Source organism: Microbulbifer maximicatervae (SeqCode), assembly GCF_056231245.1.
This window is the reverse complement of sequence record NZ_CP174334.1, coordinates 4,686,165-4,705,452: the sequence shown is the minus strand read 5'-3', so window position 1 is coordinate 4,705,452 and position 19,288 is coordinate 4,686,165. Positions and strand designations below refer to the sequence as shown.

The following is a 19,288-nucleotide window of genomic DNA, read 5'->3' as shown; positions in this document are numbered from 1 at the left end:
GGTGGAGAAACAGTATGAAAGACAGACTGAACAATGACTTCCAGTTTATCGACGTAAGTCGCATCGATCCGCCGAAGAAGGACATCATCACCCGCACCGGCGAGTTTGTTGAAATTTATGAGCCGTTCAGTGAGCGGCAGGTGGCCAGCCAGGCGCACCGCTGCCTGGATTGTGGCAACCCCTATTGCGAATGGAAGTGCCCGGTACACAACTACATTCCCAACTGGTTGAAGTTGATCAGCGAGGGCAATGTTATTGAGGCAGCCGAACTCTGCCACGAAACCAATACCCTGCCGGAAGTCTGTGGCCGGGTTTGTCCTCAGGACCGTCTCTGTGAGGGCGCATGTACCCTCAATGATGGCTTTGGTGCGGTCACCATCGGCAATGCGGAAAAGTACATTACTGATACAGCCTTCGCCCTGGGTTGGCGTCCAGACTTAAGTCATGTTGAGAAAACGGGCAAGCGAGTGGCGGTGATTGGTGCCGGCCCGGCGGGTCTGGGCTGCGCTGATATTTTGGTGCGCAACGGCGTGCAGCCGGTGGTGTTCGACAAGCACCCGGAAATTGGCGGCCTGATTACCTTTGGTATTCCCGAGTTCAAGCTGGAGAAGTCGGTAATGCAGCAGCGCCGGGAAGTGTTTACTGAGATGGGCGTTGAGTTCTGTCTCAATACTGAGGTGGGTAAGGACATCAGTTTTGAGCAGCTGCTCAATGACTACGATGCTGTCTTTATGGGGATGGGCACTTACAACTACATGAGAGGTGGCTTCCCCGGTGAAGATTTGCCCGGTGTTCACGATGCTTTGCCATTCCTGATTGCCAACGTAAATCGCAATATGGGCTGGGAGCGCGATGCTTCCGAATTTGTTTCGGTTGAGGGCAAGCGCGTGGTGGTTCTCGGTGGTGGTGATACCGCCATGGACTGTAACCGTAGCTCGATTCGATTGGGCGCTAAGAGCGTAACCTGTGCCTACCGCCGCGATGAGGAAAATATGCCTGGCTCGCGTCGGGAAGTGGCCAATGCAAAGGAAGAGGGCGTACAGTTCCTGTTCAATCGCCAGCCGGTTGAGATCGTTGGGGATGGCAAGGTGGCCGGGGTTAAAGTGGTCACTACGGAGCTCGGTGAGCCCGATGAAAACGGCCGCCGTCGCCCTCAGGTGGTGCCCGGTTCTGAAGAAATTATCCCGGCGGATATCGTTCTGGTGGCCTTTGGCTTCCGTCCCAGCCCGGCAGAGTGGTTTCCGCAGCACAATATTGAAGTTGCCGACTGGGGTGGTGTCGTCGCTCCAGAAAAACAAAAATACAAATTCCAGACCTCCAATGAGAAGGTTTTTGCCGGCGGCGATATGGTGCGCGGCTCGGACCTGGTAGTGACAGCTATCTGGGAAGGGCGCCAAGCCGGTGAAGGTATTCTCGATTACCTGGATATTTAGTCGTTTCTGATTTGCAGTGGGGGCAGGGTCCCTCACTGCCCAATTATTCCGTGCACATTTGTGCCAGTCCCAATAGGCACCTCGCAATATCTTTGCCACCCTGTGTATAGCGGCCAAGCCCCTGTACAATGCCCGTTTTTTTAGCCCGCTCGGTGTGCCTATGTCTGATACCAAACCGTCCGAATTGAAAAACGACCGCTTTCTTCGCGCCCTGCTGCGCCAGCCAGTGGATCGAACGCCTGTGTGGATGATGCGACAGGCGGGGCGCTACCTGCCGGAATATCGAGCCAGCCGCGCCGAAGCGGGCAGCTTTATGGATTTGTGCCGCAATACCGAACTGGCCTGTGAGGTAACGCTGCAACCCCTGGAGCGCTACCCGCTAGACGCCGCCATTCTGTTTTCCGATATCCTGACTATTCCCGATGCCATGGGCCTGGGCCTCTACTTCTCTGAAGGAGAGGGCCCGAAGTTCCACAAGCCCCTGCGCACGGCGGCCGATATCGAAGCCCTGGAAGTGGTGAACAGCGAAAAGGATTTGGACTATGTGATGAATGCCGTGTCCACCATCCGCCGCGAGTTGAATGGTCGCGTGCCGCTAATCGGCTTCTCCGGCAGCCCCTGGACGCTGGCGACTTATATGGTTGAAGGTGGCTCCAGCAAGGATTTTGCCCGCTGTAAGGAAATGCTTTACAACCGCCCTGAGCTGATGCACCAGTTACTCACGGTGCTGGCCGACTCTGTTACCGATTACCTGAACGCCCAGATTCGCGCTGGAGCCCAGGCCGTACAGATCTTTGATACCTGGGGCGGGGCACTCAGCCACAGTGCTTACCGTGAATTCTCCCTGAAATATATGCAGAGAATTCTCCAGGGGCTAATTAAAGAAGTCGACGGTCGTCGAGTGCCGGCCATCCTGTTCACTAAGGGAGGCGGTCAGTGGTTGGAAGCAATGGCTGATACTGGCGCTGACGCCCTGGGCTTGGATTGGACGACAGACATTGGCAGCGCCCGCGCCCGAGTGGGAGACAAGGTGGCCCTGCAAGGCAACTTGGACCCGGCTGTTCTCTATGCGAGTCCCGAACGAATTCGCACAGAAGTGGCGGCTGTTTTGAAGTCTTTTGGTCAGGGTAGTGGCCACGTTTTCAATTTAGGTCACGGAATTACCCCGAAGGTAGACCCCAAACATGCCGGAGCCATGATTGAAGCTGTGGTAGAACTGTCAGCCCAATATCACGCCTAAACTGGCCACTGATCTCTGAGTCTGTGAATACAGTCTCACTTTGGGCGGGTGAACCTTAATATCTCTCCATGATATAAAGGTGAGCTTGCCCAGAGGACCGAGGATCTTACGCCACGGGGTCTTTCTGGGCAGCGTTTTAGCGTTAACTACAGTTGTCGGCACCTTCCCCAGTGGCAATCGAACAAGCAAAAATTTCTGTCGGTGATTTACAGCGCGGCATGTTTGTCTCCAAGCTTGACCGGCCTTGGACGCGAACCCCATTTGCGCTGCAGGGTTTTTATATCCGCGATTTGGAAGAAATCCGTCAACTACAGAAATACTGCCGGTTTGTTTATGTCGATATCCACAAAACTGTCGGTAGTGCCGGTGTTACCCTGCGCCGATTGCTCGGAGGCAGCGACACTTCCGCAAGAGGTCGTTCTTCTGGCCGCACAGCGGTCACTATCCCTTGTAAGCCTGTCACTGTTTCCCATAAAAAATACCCCCCTCCGCAGCCGGCGCAGCGAGAAGCCAGTAATGCGCGTAAGCTTCACGGCCAGATCCTCTATGGTATGAGTGAAGTGATGGGGCTTGTCGCTAACAACAGGCCCATACCGGTACAGCAGGTCAACCAAGTCGTTGAGGATTTAGTAGAAAGTGTGCTGCGCAGTCCCGATGCGTTTGCCTGGCTGGCTCGTGTACGAGATAAGGATGAGCACACTTATAGTCACTCGGTACGTGCCAGTATTTGGGCGGTGCTATTCGGCCGCCATATCGGTCTTTCACGCAGTGATTTACTAAAGCTCGGGGTGGCTACCCTGCTGAAGGATGTAGGCAAGCTGGCTATCGACGGGGAAGTGCTGCAGATGAAGCAGCGCGACCCGCGCAGTGAATTGGAGTATCGAAAGTTTGTGCAGCACAGCGTCAAGATGCTGTCGGCAGACCCACAAATAGATCCCAAGGTTATCGAAGTCATTAGTGCCCACTGCGAGCGCCACGATGGTAGTGGTTACCCTGAGGGCTTGCGCGGTGACAGGATTTCAGTGTTGGCGCGCATGTGCGGCATAGTGACTTTCTATGATGAAGCCACTAACCCTAGAGGTTCCAGTGAGCCGGTGGCGCCATCCCGGGCAGTTGCCAAGTTATATGACCTGCGGGGTATTGCCTACCAAGAACAGTTGGTAGTGGAGTTCATTCAGGCTATTGGCCTCTATCCCACAGGTACCCAGGTAGAGTTGTCCACCGGAGAAGTCGGCGTGGTGGTGGAACAGACCTACGACCGGCGCTTGCGACCAAAGATAATGATCGTTCTCGATGGGCAAAAACAGACGCTCAGCAAGCCTCGCCTGTGTGACTTAGCTGAAGTTGAGGATCGAGAACAGAAGCTTATTGAGCGTGGCAAGATGAGCGTCGAGGAAAAGGTCAGTATCCTCAGGGATATAGAACCTGGAGCTTACCCCCAGGTGGATGCGGCGAATATTCGCGACAATTATTTATTCCGCGGTGGCCGACTGGGGCAGCTGCTGACGCGCCTGACAAAATAAACGTTCTCTTTTTCAGAGGCGGCAGTTAAAACTGCCGCTGTCCCTTACTAATATCAGTCCTTGCTGGATAGTAAATTACCGAAATGCTCACCCATGCGCACGGGCGACTCGGCTTCAAGTTGGTCGAGCCAGCTCACCTGGTCTGCGCCAAATAGCATTATGACGGTAGAGCCCAGCTTAAAGCGTCCCATCTCCTCACCTTTCTCCAGGTAGATGGGTGCCTTATCCAGATAATCTGTATTGATGACTTTGCGCTGGATAGGAGCGACTTGTCCGGCCCATACGGTTTCGATACCGGCGACGATCATTGCACCCACCAGGATCATTGCCATAGGGCCGGCTTCCGTATCGAATACGCAGACCAGACGCTCGTTGCGCGCGAACAGGCGCGGCACGTTTTCTGCAGTTACCGTATTTACAGAGAAGAGTTGTCCGGGCACATAGGTCATGCTGCGCAGGGTGCCGGCCATGGGCATATGCACACGGTGATAATCCTTCGGTGACAGATACACAGTAGCGAAGTGTCCGTCATTAAATTGCGCCGCTACCTTGGGATCACCGCCCACCAGTTCAACCAGGCTGTAGTCGTGACCTTTAGCCTGGAAAATACGGCCGTTATGGATCTGGCCCAGCTGGCTGATGGCGCCGTCGGCAGGGCTGGCGAGGGCGTGTTGCCCTTCGACAATGGGGCGGGCTCCGTCCACCAGTTCGCGGGTAAAGAATTCATTGAAGGTGCGGTAGGCAGTGCAGTCGCTCTCTTTGGCCTCCTGCATATCTACACCGTACTTATCCACAAACCAGCGGGTGAAAGGATCTTTGATCCACTTGAGTTCTGTATTCGCCAACCAGCCGGCAGCGCGGGAGAGTGCGTGTTGCGGCGTTAGGTATTGCAGGGCGGCAAAAAGTTTAGGGTTCATAAATCTACGTCTTTTCTCAATGTATCTACTGCTGTACCGGCGTATTGGGCAAATTGCCCCACTCACTCCAGGAGCCTGGATAAGCGCGAATATCCAATCCCAGGGACTTGCCCACTAACCAGGTAAAAGCGGAGCGGTGATGGCTCTGGCAGTGGGTGACAATTTTGTGTGAGCTATCAATTCCCAGTGCAGCGAGGAATTCGCGGGCATCCGCACGAATACGCAAGTCTTTTTGCGGGTCCATCAATTGGGTCCACTCGCAATTGATTGCTCCAGGGATATGACCGCCCTTCATGGCCAGGACCCGCTCACCGCGATATTCCTGGGGTGAGCGAGCATCCCAAACAAGGAATTCATCATTGCCCAGTTGATCCTGGATTTGCTGGGCGTCCATCGCAGCTGCGTTGTTGACGGTGACTTGAATATCACTCGGCTCAATATCCGGTGCCTCGGTAATGAGAGGAAGGCCGGCGCCTCGCCAGGCCAACATGCCACCATTCAAGTAGCTGTAATTGCGGTGGCCTATCATTTCCAAGGTCCACAAAAAGCGCCCAGCCCAACCGCCGCCTTCGTCGTCACAGGCGACCACATGTTGTTCCGGCTTTAAGCCGATAGCTTGAAAAATCTGGGTCAGCTGTTCGATACCGGGAAGTTTGCCCGGTGCGGGGGCGGTGCCAGCCATCAGCGCCTGGAACGGCAAGTGAACAGCCCCTGGAATATGGCCGTTGAGATAATTGTGGGGTGAGCTGAGGTCTACAATAAGCAGTTCTTCGCGCTCAAGCTGAGTCGCGAGTTCTTCAGCTTCGATGATCAGTTTCAAAACTTGTTCTCCGATTCCAGGCTGTTGCGCAAATGCAGAAAACTATTCATGCGGCGCTCGCTAATTTTTCCATCGGTCAGTGCCTTATGGATAGCGCAACCGGGTTCGCCCTGGTGGCGGCAGTCGCGAAAGCGGCAGTGCCCGATAAATGGTCGGAATTCGACAAAACCTTCCAATAGGGCGGCCTCCTCCATATGCCAGAGTCCAAATTCGCGAATACCGGGGGAGTCTATCAGATCACCCCCACTGGGCAGGTGAAACAGTTCCGCCGCTGTGGTGGTGTGAGTCCCCTTCTGTGTGGCCTCTGACAAGGCACCGGTGCGGGCGCCGGCACTGGGAAGCAGTGCGTTGACCAGGGATGATTTGCCCACCCCGGACTGCCCTACAAAAACGCTACATCCCTGCGCAAGGGTTTCCAGCAGCTCCGGCAGGCCTTCGCCAGTTTTGGTGGATAACCGTAAAACCGGATAGCCGAGCCCCGGGTAGGGGGCGAGTAGCTCCTCCAATGAATCGCGATTGCGCTCATCGATCAGGTCGGTTTTGTTGAGCAGCAGCATAGGTGCTATGCCGGTGGTCTCTGCAGCTACTAGGTAGCGGTCTATGGCATTGGCAAAAGGTTCGGGATAAGGGGCGATAACGATCAATATGCGATCGATATTGGCTGCGACAGTTTTCAGGTCGCCGTAGCGATCGGGTCTTTGCAGCTCGGAATTGCGCGGCAGGCGCGCGCCGATAACACCAATGCCTCCGTCGCTATCTTCACTGGCAGGGTGCCAGGCAACGCGATCGCCGGTCACCAGGGTTTCGATATTGGCGCGCAAATGGCAGCGCTGGCGCAGGCTCGGATCACTCTCGCTCTCTACTAAAACCTGTGTGCCATAGTTGGCGATAACCAGGCCGATCTGTTCCTGCCCCAGTTGCCCCTCTTCCAGGGCCTCTTCGGCAGATTGCTCGCGCTTGCGGGCGCGGGCTTCGCGTTCCTGCTGGATTTTGTTGATACGCCACTGTTGGCGGCGATTTAATTTGCGTTTACTCATGCACTAGCACCTGGAGACTAGCGGCGGATTATAGCTATTGCAGGGTAGTTGCGGTAACTTGCGCGGAAAGTTTGAGGAGACCCGTTGTGGATCAGAACAACCTGATCTGGATTGACCTGGAGATGACAGGCCTGAATCCGGACAAAGAGCGCATTATTGAAATTGCCACAATCGTGACGGATTCACGCCTGGAGATTCTCGCCGAGGGTCCCTCAATGGTCATCCACCAGAGCGATGCCTTGCTAGATGCAATGGATGAATGGAATACCGAACAGCACGGTGGTTCCGGGCTGGTAACGCGGGTTAAAGAGTCCAGTATTTCCGAAAGGGACGCGGAAAGGGAGACCCTGGAGTTCTTGCGACACTGGGTCCCTGAGGGAGCATCTCCCATGTGTGGCAACTCTATCGGCCAGGACCGCCGCTTCCTGGTGAAATATATGCTGGAGTTGGAATCCTATTTCCACTACCGAAACCTGGATGTCAGCTCGGTGAAGGAATTGGCTCGCCGCTGGCGCCCAGAGGTTTTGGACGGGGTTAAAAAACACAGCAGCCATTTGGCGCTCGACGATATCCGCGATTCTATCGAGGAATTACGCCACTACCGCGAGACTTTTTTCCGCCTCTGACGACCACCCCTGATTAGCCAGCGGGCTTGCGTTTGATTTTACGCTTGCGCCTGCGCCCGCTGCGCAACCGCTCCAGCGCCCAATCGATATGCTCCAGAACCAGGGGCGTGGCGTCGGCGCGGGCACTCTCCAGGGTATCGATGACTTCGGGCGTGGCCTCCCCATTGCCTAAGGCAACAGCCAGGTTGCGCAGCCAGCGCTCGTGGCCGATTCGGCGAATCGCCGAACCCTCAGTCTTGCGCAGGAACTCCTCTTCGCTCCAGGTAAACAACTTCAGCAGCTCGCCATTGTCCAGTCCATGTCGTGGATGAAAATCTTTTTCCTTGGTGGGTTTGGCGAATTTATTCCAAGGGCACACTATTTGGCAGTCGTCGCAGCCGTATATCCGGTTGCCGATGGGCTCGCGAAATTCCTCAGGGATTGGGCCTTTGTTTTCAATAGTGAGGTAGGAGATGCAGCGCCGCGCATCCAGGGTGCGGTCATCGATAAAGGCATCGGTGGGGCAAACCCTGAGGCAGGCGACACAGTCGCCACACTGATCATGCTCCTCGCTGATATCTATGGGGAGTGGCAGGTTGGTGTAGATTTCGCCGAGGAAAAAGTAAGAGCCGGCGGTCGAATTCAGTACCAGCGTATTTTTACCAATCCAGCCCAGGCCGGCCTTGGCTGCCAGGGCCTTCTCCATTACCGGGGCGCTGTCGGTAAAAGCCCGACCTTTCGATTCAATGCCCCGCTCGGCGCAATAGGTATCAATTTGCTTTGATAGATTGGCCAGGCGTTTGCGGATCAACTTATGGTAATCGCGGCCATTCGCATAGCGGGATACATAGGCCTTACTCGAATCCTTCAACACTTTAATCGGCTGGGTGTCCGGCGGCAGGTAGTCCAGACGCACGCTGATTACCCGCAGTGTTCCCGGCTCCAATAATTCGGGGCGCCAGCGTTTCTCACCGTGAGCGCCCATCCAGTCCATATCAGCGTGATAGCCCGCATCAATCCAGGCGCGCAGGCGTTCCCCTTCCTCCTCCAGCTGGCAATCGGTAATACCCACTTGTTGGAAGCCCAGTTCTCTGCCCCAAATTTTGATCTGTTGGGCTAAGTCGGCGAGCAGTGATTCGGTCATAGATAAAGCGGCTCGATATTCCCTGCAAGCACAATGCCTGGCCGGGGCGGTATACTTTGCGGTTGGCGCAAACGATGGCGATGTAATTGCCTATTTTGCCACAGATGAATTCTTGACCACATCGCGGGAGCTGCATGGACACGCCTCAACCTCTATACAGTGCCGAGTCGGTACGTGAGCTGGATCGACAGACGATTGCTGCACTGGAAATCCCCTCCATTCAACTGATGAAGCGCGCCGGTCGCGCGGCTTTTTCACATCTACGCAGGCACTGGCCGGAGATCGGCCGCCTCCAGGTTTTCTGCGGTGGTGGGAACAACGGTGGGGATGGCTATGTGATTGCCGCCCTCGCCGCGCAAAAGAAAATCCCGGTCACCGTCTATGCGTGTACCGATCCTCAGCACCTGAGGGGCGATGCCCGGGAGGCCTATGAGTACGCCTGCAGGGAAGGTGTCCAGGTGGTGAACTCTCTCGCAGAACTGGATACGGCGGATGCCAATACACTGATTGTGGATGCATTGCTGGGAACGGGCTTTAGCGGTGAGCTGCGCTCCGGCGTGGCGCATGCGGTTGAGCGAATCCGCAAAAGCCCTGGCCCGGTGTTGGCTGTGGATATCCCCTCCGGTCTGAGTGCCGATACCGGCAGTGCCGGCGAGGCGGTCAGTGCCGATATAACGGTGACTTTTATCGGCCGCAAAATGGGGCTCTACTGCGGTCGCGGCCCGGCGCTCTGCGGAGAGGTAATTTTCGAAGGCTTGGGGGCACCTGAGGCTGCCTACCGAGCAGTTGAGCCTTTGGCTATGCGTTACGAGGCTGATGCCATCCGTCGCCTGCCAGCGCGTGCCGCCGATAGCTTTAAAAACCAGTTTGGCCATATTTTGGTTGTCGGCGGTGATACCGGATTTGGCGGTGCTGCATTGATGGCTGCGCAATCCTCAGCGCGCTGTGGAGCCGGGCTGATTTCCCTGGCGACCCGCCCTGAGCATTTGTCCGCAGCGTTAACTCGCAGTCCAGAAGTGATGGCCCATCCGGTGATTTCCGGGCAGGAGCTGGAACCGCTGCTCGAAGGCCCCAGCGTAATTGCAGTGGGCCCCGGTTTGGGACGCTCCCCCTGGAGTGAGCAGCTGCTGGCGCGAGCCGGCCGAGCTGAGGCGCCCTTGGTCGTAGATGCCGATGCATTGAATATTCTCGCCGAGGGCCGGGTTCTGGCCGGGGTCCGGCGGGATGACTGGGTGTTGACCCCACATGTGGGGGAGGCCGCCCGCCTCCTGGGTTGTGATACCGCCGAGGTGCTCGCCGATCCGCGCGCAGCTGCTATTGCAGTTCAGCAAAAATTCAGTGGCGTGGTGATATTAAAAGGCGCCGGCACCCTGATTGCACATGATGGTGGTGTTGACCTTATCAACAGCGGTAACCCGGGTATGGCTTCCGGTGGTATGGGAGACCTTCTCACCGGTATTGTTGCAGCATTGATTGGCCAGCACTTGCCGCTGGTGGAGGCTGCCCGACTGGCGGTGTGGTTACATGGAGAGGCGGGTAATCGCGCTGCCGAAGAGGGTATGCGGGGATTACTCGCTACGGATTTATTGCCCTGGATTAGACGTTTGGTAGATTGATGGCGAGTGAATTGAAATTACATTTGGCCGATGAAGCAGCCACCGTATCCGGCGGCAGCTCGCTCGGGCAGGCCTGTCTTGCGGCGGGCCTGCAACAGGGGCTGACGCTGTATTTAAATGGCCAGCTGGGCGCGGGAAAGACAACTTTTTGTCGGGGGGTACTGAGGGCCTTTGGGCACGAGGGTGCGGTAAAGAGCCCCACCTACACCTTGGTGGAACCCTACGAACTCGAGGCTCACCGGGTTTACCACTTCGATCTTTATCGTCTGGGTGACCCGGAAGAGTTGGAGTTTATGGGGGTGCGGGATTATTTCTCTGCGCAGAGCTTGAGCCTTGTAGAGTGGCCTGAGCGGGGCGAGGGCATATTGCCCGCTCCAGACTTGGAAGTTGAGTTGGAAGTGCCGGAAAGTGGTCGCCAGCTCAGGTTAATTGCGCACTCGCCCCAGGGGGAGCGCGTAATAGACCTGCTGCAAAAGCTGCTGCGAGCATCCTGAAAACGCCTGAACACAGGGAAATACTGATACCAATAAGCAAAGGGGCTGGGAAGTAATGAGTTTTATGTGGCGGTCTCTGTTCGTTGTCGCGCTGTGGCTGGCAGTTTTCCTGCCAGCTTCTGCGACGCAAGTGGAAGGTGTGCGCGTCTGGCGAGCACCCGACCATACGCGTCTGGTTTTAGATTTGAGCGGCCCGGCAGAGCACAAGTTATTCACCCTCAAGAGTCCCCACCGGGTGGTTGTCGACCTCTCTGATACCGAGTTGAAGGCCGAGCTGGACAAGTTGGACCTGGAGAAGACGCCGATCGCCCGGGTGCGCCACGCCCGTCAGAATAAAAAAGATCTACGGGTTGTATTGGACCTTAAGCAGCAGGCCAATCCGCGCAGCTTTGCTTTGCGGCGCCATGAAAACCTGCCGGATCGATTGGTGATCGATCTTTACGACGAGGTTAAAGGCAGCGAGAAGACGCTGGAGCAGGTCAGTAGTGAACGCAATATCATTGTCGCTATTGATGCAGGGCACGGCGGGGAAGACCCCGGGGCTTCCGGTCCCGGTCGCTTGCGGGAAAAGGATGTGGTGCTGGCGATTGCCAAACAGCTGCACAAAAAGATAAACGGTGAGAAGGGCTTTACCGCCAAACTGGTGCGCACCGGGGATTACTATATTCCTCTGCGGGAACGGGTAAAAATTGGGCGCAATATGCGTGCGGACCTTTTTGTGTCGATCCACGCCGATGCCTTTACCCGTAAAGATGCCCGTGGCGCTGGGGTCTATGCGGTCTCTTCCCGAGGCGCAACCAGTGAAACCGCCCGCTTTTTGGCCGCGCGGGAAAACGAATCCGATCTTATCGGTGGTGCCGGCAGTTTGAGCCTGGGCGATAAGGATGACACCCTTGCCGGCGTATTGCTCGACCTCTCCATGACTGCCACCATGAATGCCAGCCTGGATATCGGCGCCAGTGTGCTGTCACAGATTGGCACCGTCACTCACCTGCATAAAAAACAGGTGGAGCAGGCCAATTTCTCGGTGCTGCGTTCGCCGGATGTGCCTTCAATTTTGGTGGAGACGGGTTTTATTACTAATCCCCAGGAAGCGAAACGCCTGCGCGATCCCAGTTTCCAGCGCAAGCTGGCGCAAAAGCTCAGTGACGGTATAGTGGCGCACTTTAAGAGTCGCCCCCCGGCGGATACCTGGCTCGCCGCCAACCAGAGCGATAAGTCTCGCAACCACGTTATTGCCCGCGGGGAGACCCTTTCGGGTATCGCGGCGCGATATAATATTTCCGTCGCCGCCCTGATGAGAGCGAATGGCATCAAGAACTCCGTGATTCGAGTGGGGCAGATCCTGAGCATTCCTTCCGGCTGAGACCTCAGTGTCGAGCGGTCCTTGCAGCATTAACAGGCCAGATTCATGCACGATAAAATCCAGCAACTCTCTCCCCGCCTTGCCAACCAGATCGCGGCTGGTGAAGTCGTTGAGCGCCCGGCATCAGTAATCAAGGAGTTGCTGGAAAACAGCCTTGATGCGGGCGCTACACGACTTGAGGTCGATGTGGACGGCGGGGGTAGCAAGCGCATGAAAGTGCGCGATAACGGCAAGGGCATAGAGCGGGAAGACCTGCCAATGGCCCTGGCCCGCCATGCGACTTCCAAGATTCACGCTTTGGAGGATCTGGAGGCGGTGGCCACCCTGGGCTTTCGCGGTGAGGCCCTCGCCAGTATTTCCTCGGTGGCGCGTCTGGCATTGACCAGCAGCCGCGATGAAAGCGGCAAGGGGTGGCAGGTAAGTGCGGAGGGCCGCGACATGCAGGCACAGCTCGCGCCCTCGGCTCACCCCCGTGGCACCACGGTGGATGTGCGCGACCTGTTCTTCAATACGCCCGCTCGGCGGAAATTCCTGCGCACAGAAAAAACAGAATTCAATCGCATTGACGAGACGATTAAGCGCTTGGCGCTGTCCCGATTTGATGTCTCTATCAGCCTGCGCCACAACGGCAAGGGTGTGCATAATCTGCGCGCGGGCACCGGGCGGGTGGAAATGGAGCGCCGTGTCGCCCAGGTGTGTGGGCCGGCGTTTATGCAGAATGCGCTGCATATCGACGTGGAGCGCAGCGGCCTGCGCCTGTGGGGGTGGGTTGCGGAGCCCGCATTCTCGCGCTCCCAGGCCGACTTACAATTCTTTTATGTCAATGGCCGGGCTATTCGCGACAAAGTGGTCAGCCACGCGGTGCGCCGGGCGTTCGCCGATGTTTTGTACCACGGTCGACATCCGGCATTTGTACTTTACCTGGAGCTGGACCCGGCTTCCGTCGATGTGAATGTGCACCCGACCAAACACGAAGTGCGTTTTCGCGATAGTCGCCTGGTGCATGACTTCCTGTTTGGCAGTTTGCATCGGGCCCTGGCGGATGTGCGCCCGGGGCAGAAAGAGGAAACAGAAAGCGAGCCGGAGCAGGAACGCCAGGAACAGGTCACGGGTTTGCAGGCCGGTGAATTTGCCGGGCAGCATAAAATGCCACTCAGCAATCGCCCCTCGCCCTCAAATTTGCGCGAGCAGATGAATGCTTACGGCGCTCTGCACCAACCGTATGAGGACTCATCTCCGGCGACACAACAGCTGCAGGATGCCCCTAGCAGCCGGCCAGTGTCTGTGCCCCAAGCGTCTTCCGGGGCGACCATAGGGGCCGGTGCGAGCATTGAAAGCGAATCAGAAGTGCCGCCGCTGGGCTTTGCCCTGGCGCAGTTGCACGGAATCTATATTCTCGCGCAAAACGAGCACGGGATGGTTGTTGTCGATATGCACGCTGCCCATGAGCGCATTGTCTATGAGCAGATGAAAGTGGCTTATGCGGCCGGTGGAATCCAGGCTCAGCCCCTTCTGGTTCCTGTAAGCCTGGCCGTCAGCCAGCGGGAAGCGGACTGCTTCGAGGAGCGCAGCGAGGTGTTTACCGCGCTTGGTTTCGTATTGCAGCGGGCCGGCCCGGAGACTTTGCTGGTGCGCCAGGTACCCACAATGCTACACGGCGCGGAAGTGGAACAGCTGGTGCGCGATGTACTCTCAGACCTGCTCGGCGAAGGCGACAGCGCCCGTATTGGTGAGCGTATCAACGAAGTGCTGGGGACAATGGCTTGTCACGGTTCTGTTCGCGCAAATCGACGCCTGACAATCCCGGAAATGAATGCTCTGTTGCGGGACATGGAACGCACGGAGCGCAGTGGCCAGTGTAACCACGGTCGCCCGACCTGGACCCAGGTTAAACTGGCAGATATGGATAAGTGGTTTATGCGCGGCCAATAGGTACGCGGCAGAAGTGGGTGGTAGTTTGAATAACAGCTTGCCGGGTGATCAGCCCCGTGTAATTTTCTTGATGGGTCCAACGGCCTCCGGCAAAACGGATCTGGCCATGGCGCTCGCCGATCGTTTGCCCGTGGAATTAATCAGTGTTGATTCCGCTCTCGTATATCGAGGCCTTGATATCGGCTCGGCCAAGCCCTCAGTAGAAGAGCTAGCAGCATACCCTCACCGCTTGATCGATATCTGTGACCCGTCTGAGTCCTATTCGGCAGGTCGTTTCCGCAAAGATGCGCTGGAAGCTATGGCAGAAATTAGCGCTGCTGGTAAAGTGCCATTACTGGTTGGCGGAACTATGTTGTATTTCCGTGCTCTGTTGGAAGGCATGGCAAAATTGCCTGAGGCGGACGCAGCGGTGAGAGCAGAAATAGAAGCTCGCGCAGAGCGTGAAGGGTGGCCCGCATTGCATGCAGAGCTGGCCCAGGTGGACCCGCAGTTGGCGGCAGAGCTACATCCCAACCATTCGGTGCGTATCGAAAGGGGGCTGGAAGTTTACCGCCTCACCGGTGTTCCGCTTTCGCAGTTGCGTCGCGAGCAGGAAGCTGGGGGAATACAGGAGCAGTACCAGGTGTGCCAGATGGCCATTATGCCCCGCGATCGCTCCCTGCTTCACCAGCGCATCGAACTGCGTTTTCGCAAGATGCTAGCGGCGGGCTTTATTGATGAAGTCAAGGGTCTGCTGGACCGAGGAGACCTGCACGAGGACTTACCGGCAATTCGCGCGGTGGGATATCGACAAGTTTGGCAACACTTGCAAGGCCAAACCGATTACGATGATATGGTGGCCGCTGGAATTGCGGCGACGAGGCAGCTTGCCAAGCGCCAGTTAACCTGGCTGCGGCGCTGGCCAGACCTGCTAACTTTGTACACTCAGGATGAGCAAGGTGGGGTGCGTGAGAATGACGAAATATTGGCTGAAGCCTTGAAATTTCTCGCTTAAGCATCCATAACGTGGTTGGGCTATTAAACGACAAGCCCGTTCAGTCAGTTTTCACAGAGTCCGGCCTTTTCCGGCTCGCTACTACACTACTTATACGCGTATTCAACCTCAGTCGTTTTTTGATCCGCGCTCTTCGCGGGTGCGATTGCGGCCTGCATACCGCATTCAGCTTTTTGACAAGGAGAAAAAAGATGTCAAAAGGGCACAGCTTACAAGACCCTTACCTCAACGTATTGCGCAAAGAGCGTATTCCGGTTTCTATCTATCTGGTAAACGGCATCAAGCTCCAAGGGCAAATTGAATCCTTCGACCAGTTCGTGGTGTTACTCAAAAATACTGTGAGCCAAATGGTGTATAAGCACGCCATTTCTACGGTTGTTCCGTCGCGTGCAGTGCGCGTACCGCTATTGAATCCCGCAGCCCAGCACGGCGGCGAGGGTAATGGTGAAGGCGGTGAGCGCGAATCCTTTAGCTAAAAGATCCGTATCAATTTCACCTGCCCCCCGTTTTGCCGGGGCGCCAGCAGCTCGGTGAGCCCCTTGCAGGGCTTGCCGGTTGTCACCTCAGTCAGGGCTTATCGCGCCCTTTTCGCAATAGAGAATTCCCATTGTTTTTCGATCGACCGGAATCCGGTGAGCTCGCAGTACTGGTACACCTAGAACTCTCCGCCATCGACAGTCCCGACGACCCTCGTGAATTTGAGGAGTTGGCCCTATCTGCCGGAGCAGATCCTGTCAGTTTTATTTTCGGCCAGCGCGCCACTCCAGACCCAAAGACCTTTGTTGGCCGAGGTAAGTTGGAGGAGATTCGCCAGGTGGTCAAAGATCAGGAAGCCGCCTTGGTTATCTTTGATCACATCCTGTCTCCGAGTCAGGAGCGCAATATTGAGCGCGAATTAAAGTGCCGGGTGCTGGATCGCACAGGACTTATTCTGGATATTTTTGCCCAGCGTGCGCGAACTCACGAGGGTAAGCTTCAGGTGGAATTGGCCCAGCTGCGCCATATGGCAACGCGGCTGGTGCGAGGTTGGACCCACCTGGAGAGGCAAAAGGGTGGTATCGGCTTGCGTGGGCCCGGAGAAACCCAGTTGGAGACAGACCGGCGATTGCTGCGCGCGCGCATAGACTCCATCGAGAAGCGGCTGGAAAAGGTACGCCGCCAGCGGGAGCAGGGGCGCCGCGCGCGTTCCCGGGCAGAAATGGCCACCGTATCTCTGGTTGGCTACACCAATGCGGGCAAGTCGACCCTGTTTAATCGCCTGACCGATGCAGATGTCTATGTCAGGGACCAATTGTTTGCCACCCTCGACCCGACCATGCGCAGGGTTGAATTACCCAATGTTGGCGCCATGGTATTGGCTGATACGGTGGGATTTGTCTCTCACTTGCCGCATAAACTGGTAGAGGCATTCCGGGCAACCCTGGAAGAAGCCGCCAGTGCGACGTTGCTTCTACATGTGGTGGACGCTGCGGCAGATGATCGGTTACACCTGATGGAAGAGGTGCAAACGGTTCTGGAGGAAATTGATGCTTCAGAACTGCCGCAACTGGTGGTTTATAACAAAATTGACCTGCTGGCAGATTTTGAACCGCGTATAGACCGGGATGATCAGGGTGTACCCCGGGCAGTTTGGCTCTCTGCGGTAACAGGCGCGGGTTGTGAACTTTTAATTGAGGCTATTGCCGAGCGCCTGGGCGAGCAAATGGTGCGCGGGCAACTGGTAGTGAAGCCTCATCAGTCCAGACTGCGAGCGCAGCTATTTGAAATTAATGCGGTACAGTCGGAAGTCTATCGCGACAATGGTGACTGCGAATTGCAAATATTATTGCCGCGTAGTGATTTCCAGCGTCTGCTGGCGCCACATATTGCTGGCAATGACGCGCCGGAATGGGTTTTGGAAGAACCCATTGCTGAGTAGTTGTCGTATAAACATTGATTTTAAAATTCAGGTCATATTGCGACCTTTAGTCGAATTTGTTCGGGGTTGGTCTCCGCAGACTGCCCACTTGCCTCAGGCTAGGGCCTGTCGGCAATATTTTGTCGGCAATGGATGCTAGAATCCGCCGAAGTAAAAGATTAAGTGATCATAGTTGGAGTAAGTTAAATGGCCTGGAATGAGCCGGGTGGTAACAATAAAGACCCCTGGGGTGGTGGCGGTAACCGCAATAACGGAGGCCCGCCCGATCTCGATGAACTACTGCGAAAAATTCAGCAGAAACTAGGTGGCCTGTTTGGTGGTGGTGGCAGCGGCAGCCCAAGTGGCGACTCTGTCAAATTTCCCTGGGTACTGGTTATTGGTCTCGCCGTATTGATTTATGGCGGCCTGGGGATTTACCAGGTCAACGCCAACGAACAGGCGGTTGTTTTGCGCCTGGGCAAATACCACTCCACGGAATCTGCTGGCCTGCACTGGAATCCGCCGCTTATCGATAACGTCACCAAGGTCAATATGACTGAGGTGCGTACCGAGCGCACTACCGGTCAGATGCTGACCGAAGACGCCAATATCGTAGAAGTGGTACTCACTGTGCAGTGGCAGGTTGGGGATGCTGAGTCTTTTGTACTGCGTGTTCGCGATCCGGTGAAGAGCTTGCAGGAAGCCACCGACAGCGCCCTTCGTCACGTGGTGGGCTCTCTCACTTTAAACGGTGTGATTTCCCAGAACCGGACCCAAGTATCTGCCGATACGCAGGAACGATTACAGGAATATCTGGACCTGTACCAGACCGGTATACGCATTGATGTGGTTAACCTGACTGATGCTAAGGCGCCGCGCGAAGTGCAGGATGCGTTTGACGATGTAACCAAAGCCCGTGAGGACGAGGTGCGTCTGCAAAATGAAGCTCAGGCTGATGCTAACCAGATAATCCCGGTTGCCCGCGGTCAGGCTCAGCGCATTATCGAAGAGGCCGAGGCATACAAAGCCCGCGTCATCGAGAGTGCCCGAGGTGAAGCTGTGCGCTTTGAGAAACTGCTGGCTGAATATGAGCGTGCCCCGGAAGTTACCCGCGAGCGTCTCTACCTGGATGCGGTACAGGACGTGATGGCCAACACCTCCAAGGTGATGGTGGATGTCGAGGGCGGCAATAACATGATGTACCTGCCACTAGATAAATTGGCACAAGGCGGCGCTGGAGCAGCGCGAGCAGCCCAAAGCCAGGACACCTCGCCTGTAATGATTGAGGAAGTCTATCAGCGTGTTATTGAGCGCCTTCGTCGGGATGACGCCAGCACCCGTCGCAGTCAGACTATTCGCTAGGAGGGGATGATATGAATAACAAAACACTGGGTATCATTGTTGTCATCCTGGTTGGAGTACTGGTACTTTCTTCCAGCGCCTTTGTAGTGAAAGAGACTGAAAAAGCCGTGTTACTGCGCTTTGGTGAGCTGGTGCGCACCTACACCGAGCCGGGTCTCTACTTCAAAATCCCTTTTGCGGAAAGGTTGCGCAAGTTTGATGCGCGTATTCAGACGGTGGATTCCAGCCCCGTTCGTATGCTCAACAGTGAAAACAAATTCATGATGGTTGATTCGTATGCCAAATATCGAATCTCTGATGTGGATAAGTTTTATATCGCCACTCGTGGTGACGATCGCAATGCGGTGCGCCTGCTGTCGGAGCGGATCAATGATCAGCTCCGGAACGAGTTTGGTGTGCGCGATCTGCATGAGGTAGTCAGTGGCGAGCGCGATGAGTTGATGGCGGAGATCACCAAGAACCTGAATAAGGTGGCTCAGGATGACCTGGGAGTGCATGTGATTGATGTGCGCGTCAAGCGGATTGACCTGCCACCGGAAGTCTCCGAGTCTGTGTTCCAGCGTATGCGCGCTGGCCGTGAGCTGGAGGCGCGGGATCATCGCGCCAAGGGTCAGGAGGCCAGTGAGCGTATCAAGGCTAATGCCAATCGCCAAAGAGTGGTGATTGAGTCTGAGGCCTACCGCCAGGCGGAAGAGTTACGCGGTGCGGGTGATGCAGAGGCGGCAGCTATTTACGCTGCGGCCTACAGCAAGAATCCGGAGTTTTACCGCTTTACCCGCAGTCTGCAGGCTTATAAGGAGTCCTTCCGGAGCAAGTCAGATATGCTGCTGGTCGATCCAGATAGCGAATTCTTCCGCTACCTGAAAGACCCGAAAGGAGAGTAGGGCTGAAAATGCTGTGTAGCACTG

At 56.1% G+C, this 19,288-nt stretch carries 17 protein-coding genes; 13 read left to right on the top strand and 4 right to left on the bottom strand.

Annotated features, from left to right (window positions below; translation table 11 throughout):
- Positions 1-14: 14 nt before the first annotated feature.
- From ACJJIS_RS20560 to ACJJIS_RS20550, 3 genes are all read left to right on the top strand, one after another.
- The gene (locus ACJJIS_RS20560; protein ID WP_282930294.1) at positions 15-1,433 is read left to right on the top strand and encodes a glutamate synthase small subunit GltD family protein; all 1,419 of its coding nucleotides are present in this window, start codon (positions 15-17) and stop codon (positions 1,431-1,433) included.
- Between the two features lie 160 nt (positions 1,434-1,593).
- Complete coding sequence (gene hemE / locus ACJJIS_RS20555) at positions 1,594-2,673, top strand: uroporphyrinogen decarboxylase (RefSeq protein ID WP_108731435.1); 1,080 nt, start codon at positions 1,594-1,596, stop codon at positions 2,671-2,673.
- A gap of 170 nt (positions 2,674-2,843) precedes the next feature.
- Positions 2,844-4,196: a cyclic di-GMP phosphodiesterase gene (locus ACJJIS_RS20550; protein WP_444918810.1), complete on the top strand. Its 1,353-nt coding sequence runs from the start codon at positions 2,844-2,846 to the stop codon at positions 4,194-4,196.
- 53 nt (positions 4,197-4,249) lie between these two features.
- Here the strand turns inward: ACJJIS_RS20550 and asd are convergent, their stop codons facing one another.
- Genes asd through rsgA form a run of 3 tightly spaced genes read right to left on the bottom strand, consistent with a single transcriptional unit; the run spans position 4,250 to position 6,970 of the window.
- Complete coding sequence (asd, locus tag ACJJIS_RS20545) at positions 4,250-5,113, bottom strand: archaetidylserine decarboxylase (RefSeq protein ID WP_475708943.1); 864 nt, start codon at positions 5,111-5,113, stop codon at positions 4,250-4,252.
- Between the two features lie 25 nt (positions 5,114-5,138).
- Positions 5,139-5,933 (bottom strand): sulfurtransferase, encoded by a 795-nt coding sequence (locus tag ACJJIS_RS20540; RefSeq protein ID WP_475708942.1) that lies wholly within the window; start codon positions 5,931-5,933, stop codon positions 5,139-5,141.
- On the bottom strand, positions 5,930-6,970 hold the full coding sequence (gene rsgA / locus ACJJIS_RS20535) for a small ribosomal subunit biogenesis GTPase RsgA (protein WP_475708941.1): 1,041 nt from the start codon (positions 6,968-6,970) through the stop codon (positions 5,930-5,932). Before rsgA ends, ACJJIS_RS20540 begins: the two co-directional genes overlap by 4 nt.
- An 86-nt stretch (positions 6,971-7,056) precedes the next feature.
- On the opposite strand from rsgA, the gene orn reads away from it, so the two are divergent.
- Positions 7,057-7,596, top strand: coding sequence for an oligoribonuclease (orn, locus tag ACJJIS_RS20530; protein WP_475708940.1), 540 nt, complete (start codon positions 7,057-7,059; stop codon positions 7,594-7,596).
- Between the two features lie 13 nt (positions 7,597-7,609).
- Here the strand turns inward: orn and queG are convergent, their stop codons facing one another.
- Entirely contained in the window at positions 7,610-8,719 is a 1,110-nt protein-coding gene (gene queG, locus ACJJIS_RS20525) for a tRNA epoxyqueuosine(34) reductase QueG (protein WP_475708939.1), read from the bottom strand.
- A gap of 134 nt (positions 8,720-8,853) precedes the next feature.
- Between queG and ACJJIS_RS20520 the strand changes: the two genes are divergently transcribed.
- The 9 genes from ACJJIS_RS20520 to hflC all read left to right on the top strand — a co-directional run bounded on the left by ACJJIS_RS20520 (position 8,854) and on the right by hflC (position 19,264).
- Positions 8,854-10,335 (top strand): NAD(P)H-hydrate dehydratase, encoded by a 1,482-nt coding sequence (locus tag ACJJIS_RS20520; protein ID WP_445355228.1) that lies wholly within the window; start codon positions 8,854-8,856, stop codon positions 10,333-10,335.
- The gene (gene tsaE / locus ACJJIS_RS20515; RefSeq protein ID WP_108731443.1) at positions 10,335-10,829 is read left to right on the top strand and encodes a tRNA (adenosine(37)-N6)-threonylcarbamoyltransferase complex ATPase subunit type 1 TsaE; all 495 of its coding nucleotides are present in this window, start codon (positions 10,335-10,337) and stop codon (positions 10,827-10,829) included. Before ACJJIS_RS20520 ends, tsaE begins: the two co-directional genes overlap by 1 nt.
- Positions 10,830-10,884: 55 nt before the next feature.
- A complete protein-coding gene (locus tag ACJJIS_RS20510) occupies positions 10,885-12,195 on the top strand; it encodes an N-acetylmuramoyl-L-alanine amidase (protein WP_475708938.1) in 1,311 nt (436 codons plus the stop codon).
- A 45-nt stretch (positions 12,196-12,240) separates the two neighbouring features.
- Positions 12,241-14,127 carry a DNA mismatch repair endonuclease MutL gene (gene mutL, locus ACJJIS_RS20505; RefSeq protein WP_444934689.1) on the top strand — a complete coding sequence of 629 codons (1,887 nt, stop codon included), beginning with the start codon at positions 12,241-12,243 and terminating at the stop codon, positions 14,125-14,127.
- A 70-nt stretch (positions 14,128-14,197) separates the two neighbouring features.
- Positions 14,198-15,121: a tRNA (adenosine(37)-N6)-dimethylallyltransferase MiaA gene (gene miaA, locus ACJJIS_RS20500; RefSeq protein WP_444935152.1), complete on the top strand. Its 924-nt coding sequence runs from the start codon at positions 14,198-14,200 to the stop codon at positions 15,119-15,121.
- Positions 15,122-15,312: 191 nt separating this feature from the next.
- Positions 15,313-15,597 carry an RNA chaperone Hfq gene (hfq, locus tag ACJJIS_RS20495; RefSeq protein ID WP_020413623.1) on the top strand — a complete coding sequence of 95 codons (285 nt, stop codon included), beginning with the start codon at positions 15,313-15,315 and terminating at the stop codon, positions 15,595-15,597.
- A 131-nt stretch (positions 15,598-15,728) separates the two neighbouring features.
- Positions 15,729-17,039, top strand: a complete 1,311-nt coding sequence (gene hflX, locus ACJJIS_RS20490; RefSeq protein WP_413664097.1) for a ribosome rescue GTPase HflX — start codon at positions 15,729-15,731, stop codon at positions 17,037-17,039.
- A gap of 186 nt (positions 17,040-17,225) precedes the next feature.
- On the top strand, positions 17,226-18,380 hold the full coding sequence (hflK, locus tag ACJJIS_RS20485; protein ID WP_282930282.1) for an FtsH protease activity modulator HflK: 1,155 nt from the start codon (positions 17,226-17,228) through the stop codon (positions 18,378-18,380).
- Between the two features lie 11 nt (positions 18,381-18,391).
- Positions 18,392-19,264, top strand: coding sequence for a protease modulator HflC (gene hflC, locus ACJJIS_RS20480; RefSeq protein ID WP_282930281.1), 873 nt, complete (start codon positions 18,392-18,394; stop codon positions 19,262-19,264).
- Positions 19,265-19,288: the final 24 nt, after the last annotated feature.

Excerpts from the sequence above, each read along its gene's own strand:
- miaA (WP_444935152.1), top strand. The coding sequence starts at position 14,198 with ATGGGTCCAACGGCCTCCGGCAAAACGGATCTGGCCATGGCGCTCGCC.
- hemE (WP_108731435.1), top strand. The coding sequence starts at position 1,594 with ATGTCTGATACCAAACCGTCCGAATTGAAAAACGACCGCTTTCTTCGC.
- hflC (WP_282930281.1), top strand. The coding sequence starts at position 18,392 with ATGAATAACAAAACACTGGGTATCATTGTTGTCATCCTGGTTGGAGTA.
- mutL (WP_444934689.1), top strand. The coding sequence starts at position 12,241 with ATGCACGATAAAATCCAGCAACTCTCTCCCCGCCTTGCCAACCAGATC.
- tsaE (WP_108731443.1), top strand. The coding sequence starts at position 10,335 with ATGGCGAGTGAATTGAAATTACATTTGGCCGATGAAGCAGCCACCGTA.
- hflK (WP_282930282.1), top strand. The coding sequence starts at position 17,226 with ATGGCCTGGAATGAGCCGGGTGGTAACAATAAAGACCCCTGGGGTGGT.
- asd (WP_475708943.1), bottom strand. The coding sequence starts at position 5,113 with ATGAACCCTAAACTTTTTGCCGCCCTGCAATACCTAACGCCGCAACAC.
- hfq (WP_020413623.1), top strand. The coding sequence starts at position 15,313 with ATGTCAAAAGGGCACAGCTTACAAGACCCTTACCTCAACGTATTGCGC.
- ACJJIS_RS20510 (WP_475708938.1), top strand. The coding sequence starts at position 10,885 with ATGAGTTTTATGTGGCGGTCTCTGTTCGTTGTCGCGCTGTGGCTGGCA.
- queG (WP_475708939.1), bottom strand. The coding sequence starts at position 8,719 with ATGACCGAATCACTGCTCGCCGACTTAGCCCAACAGATCAAAATTTGG.
- ACJJIS_RS20520 (WP_445355228.1), top strand. The coding sequence starts at position 8,854 with ATGGACACGCCTCAACCTCTATACAGTGCCGAGTCGGTACGTGAGCTG.
- ACJJIS_RS20560 (WP_282930294.1), top strand. The coding sequence starts at position 15 with ATGAAAGACAGACTGAACAATGACTTCCAGTTTATCGACGTAAGTCGC.
- rsgA (WP_475708941.1), bottom strand. The coding sequence starts at position 6,970 with ATGAGTAAACGCAAATTAAATCGCCGCCAACAGTGGCGTATCAACAAA.